The sequence below is a fragment of the uncultured Veillonella sp. genome, assembly GCF_937981445.1.
GTDB lineage: Bacteria > Bacillota > Negativicutes > Veillonellales > Veillonellaceae > Veillonella_A.
The window spans coordinates 1-3,056 of sequence record NZ_CALJON010000049.1 but is presented as its reverse complement, the minus strand read 5'-3'; the positions used below and the strand labels follow the sequence as shown (position 1 = coordinate 3,056).

Genomic DNA, 3,056 nt, shown 5'->3' with positions numbered 1-3,056 from the left:
CTCCTGGGGGCAAAACTATGCATATGGGTACTTTAATGAAAAATAAAGGCCATATCATCGCCAATGACGTGCATGAACATAAAATTGCTTTAATGGAAGCTAATGCAAAACGCTTAGGTTTAACTAATATAGGCTTTTCAAATTTAGATGCCACTGAACTACCTGAAAAATGGTATAATCAGTTTGATAAAGTCCTAGCTGATGTGCCTTGCTCTGGTCTTGGCATATTACAACGAAAGTTAGATATGCGCTGGGAAAAAGAAGAATCACAATTAGATGAACTTCCTAGTTTGCAAGTGGAGATTTTAAATAGTGCCGCGAAGGTAGTCAAACCTGGTGGTATCTTGGTGTATTCTACTTGTACAATTAACAAAAAAGAAAATGAAAATGTCATAGACACCTTTTTATCATCTCATGATGATTTTATATTAGAAGATGCGGCCCCCTTGATGCCTTTTAAGATACAAGGACCTATGATTACCCTATGGCCTCATCGTGATGAAATGGATGGCTTCTTCATAGCACGTCTTAGAAAAAAGGAACTATAAGAATGGAACTATTAGGTAAAAATTTAGGTGAAATCCAAGCCTTAATGGTGGAACATGGTTTTCCTAAATTCAGAGCTAAGCAGCTCATGGATTATATTTACAAACGGTATATCTTTAAATTTGAAGATATGAAACAGTTGCCCGAAAGCATGCGCTTATGGCTACAAGACAATTGTCAAATTAGTATTCCTACGGTAGTCACTGAAAAAACAGCACCTGATGGGCAAACCAAAAAATTATTACTTCGTTTTGCTGATAATAATCAGGTAGAAACAGTACTTATGAAACAACATTACGGCAATTCCGTATGTGTTTCGTCCCAAGTGGGCTGTGCCATGGGTTGTATATTTTGCGCCTCTACAACAGGTGGTTTATACCGCAATTTAGAAGCCCATGAAATTGTAGGGCAGGTCTTATTATTTGGGGCTATTTTAAAAGAGCGCATTCACTCCATCGTAGTCATGGGGGCTGGTGAGCCTCTACAAAATTATGCCAATACAATTAAGGCCTTACGCTTTTTGCATGAAAAAGAGTCTTTTGACATTGGATACCGTCGCATGACCTTATCGACCTGTGGTATTGTAGAGAACATTTACTTACTCGCTGATGAAGGTATTCCTATTACCTTGGCCTTAAGTTTACATGCCCCTAATGATACGATTAGACGGGAAATTATGCCTATTGGCGGTTATTATGAATTAAAAGATGTAATGGACGCTGTTAAAACATATTATGAAAAAACAGATCGCCGCGTTACATTTGAATATATACTGATTGATGGCATTAATTCTTCTATAGCACAAGCACATGAGCTAGGAGAATTAGTTAAATCATTCCCTAACTGTAATGTAAATCTCATTCCTGTAAATGGTAATGAGCATATTCATTTATTTAAACCATCAAAACGAAATACTGAAGCATTTAAAAACATAGTTGCTTCATATGGTGTTTCTGTCACAGTGCGTAAAGAAATGGGCGATGCTATTCAAGCTGCATGTGGTCAATTAAAAATCCAGCACGCAAAAGAGGGCGCTAATGAAACAGCCAAAGAAGGCTCTCGCATTGCTGAAGAAATGGAAAAGAAACGCTAATTGGCCAAGCTAGATTATCAAAAAAAGGAGGCCCTATGAATATTGTAGGTATGAGTAAAATAGGTTTGGTGCGTCAACGCAATGAAGATCGCTTCTATATAGAAGGGAACTTCGCCATCGTAACAGATGGTATGGGAGGCTATAAAGGGGGCGAAATTGCCAGTACTATGGTAGTTGATTCCTTAGCTAGCCAATTGCGTCAATGCGAAGAACCTACGGTGGAGCAATTAAAAGAATATATCAATAAAGCCAATGAAGATGTCTTTAATCGAGTAAAAGAAACTCCCGCATTAGAAGGCATGGGCACAACGGTAGTAGTTGCTTATATATACAACAATACTCTTTATTGGGCCAATGTTGGTGATAGTCGTCTATATGTATGTAGTGACAACAAATTAAAACAAATTAGTACCGACCATTCTATGGTACAAGCTTTATATGAAGCAGGGGAACTGGAGAAGCAGGATATGATTAATCATCCGCAACGCAATTTATTAACCCGCGCTGTTGGCGTAGAGCCCACAGTAGAGGTTGATGGCGGTATCTATGAATTAGCGCCCAGTGACCGCATTATGCTGTGCTCTGATGGCTTAACTGGTTATATTTCAACAGAACGGATTGAAGCTGAATTTAACCATGAGCCTGATGATAAGCGTTTATTGGAGGACTTAATGAGCCTTGTATATGACGAAGGGGCCAAAGATAATGTGACGATTGTAGTAGGTACCATGGAGTGAGGTATATATAATGAAAGAAATGCAAACGAAGCTGCAAGGTCTAGTCCTTGACAATCGGTATGAAATAATTTCAAAAATAGGCGTCGGTGGCATGGCCGATGTATTTAAAGGTAAGGATACCTTATTAGGACGCATTGTAGCGATTAAAATTTTACATGCCAATTTTGCAGGCGATGAAGAATTCGTAGCTAAATTCAAACGTGAAGCTCAGGCCGCAGGCAAGCTTAACCATCCCAATATTGTTAGCATGTATGATGTGGGTTTTGATCAGGGCTATAATTACATCGTCATGGAATATGTAGAAGGTCAAACACTGAAAGAATATATTGTAAATCACAAACAAATATCAGTAGACCAAGCAGTAAAATTTACCATCGCCATTGCGGAAGGCTTAGAACATGCACATGCTATGGGCATTGTGCACTGTGATATTAAACCTCATAATGTGCTTATTACTACTAGTGGCCGTATTAAGGTAACTGACTTTGGTATTGCCCGGGCTATGAATGCAGGGAATACTATTATGTATACTAATTCCATAATGGGATCGGCTCATTATTTATCACCTGAACAAGCCAGTGGTAAACCAGTTAATGGTAGTACTGATATTTACTCTTTAGGCGCCGTATTATATGAAATGTTAACTGGCCGCGTTCCTTATGATGGTGATACGCCTATTA

The 3,056-nt window shown here is 38.6% G+C and carries 4 protein-coding genes; all 4 read left to right on the top strand.

The window, feature by feature from the left end; all coding sequences use genetic code 11:
* Nucleotides 1-548: RsmB/NOP family class I SAM-dependent RNA methyltransferase (locus Q0376_RS07835; RefSeq protein WP_298706242.1), on the top strand; the 548-nt coding region annotated here is incomplete at its 5' end.
* Nucleotides 549-550: 2 nt separating this feature from the next.
* Nucleotides 551-1,639 carry a 23S rRNA (adenine(2503)-C(2))-methyltransferase RlmN gene (gene rlmN, locus Q0376_RS07830; RefSeq protein WP_298706240.1) on the top strand — a complete coding sequence of 363 codons (1,089 nt, stop codon included), beginning with the start codon at nucleotides 551-553 and terminating at the stop codon, nucleotides 1,637-1,639.
* A 35-nt stretch (nucleotides 1,640-1,674) separates the two neighbouring features.
* The gene (locus Q0376_RS07825; RefSeq protein WP_298706237.1) at nucleotides 1,675-2,376 is read left to right on the top strand and encodes a Stp1/IreP family PP2C-type Ser/Thr phosphatase; all 702 of its coding nucleotides are present in this window, start codon (nucleotides 1,675-1,677) and stop codon (nucleotides 2,374-2,376) included.
* A 10-nt stretch (nucleotides 2,377-2,386) separates the two neighbouring features.
* Nucleotides 2,387-3,056 (top strand): protein kinase domain-containing protein (locus tag Q0376_RS07820; RefSeq protein WP_298706234.1); only part of this gene is annotated, 670 nt, incomplete at its 3' end.

What these genes read in the sequence shown, in the direction of transcription:
- rlmN (WP_298706240.1), top strand. Translation starts at nt 551, where the DNA reads ATGGAACTATTAGGTAAAAATTTAGGTGAAATCCAAGCCTTAATGGTG.
- Q0376_RS07825 (WP_298706237.1), top strand. Translation starts at nt 1,675, where the DNA reads ATGAATATTGTAGGTATGAGTAAAATAGGTTTGGTGCGTCAACGCAAT.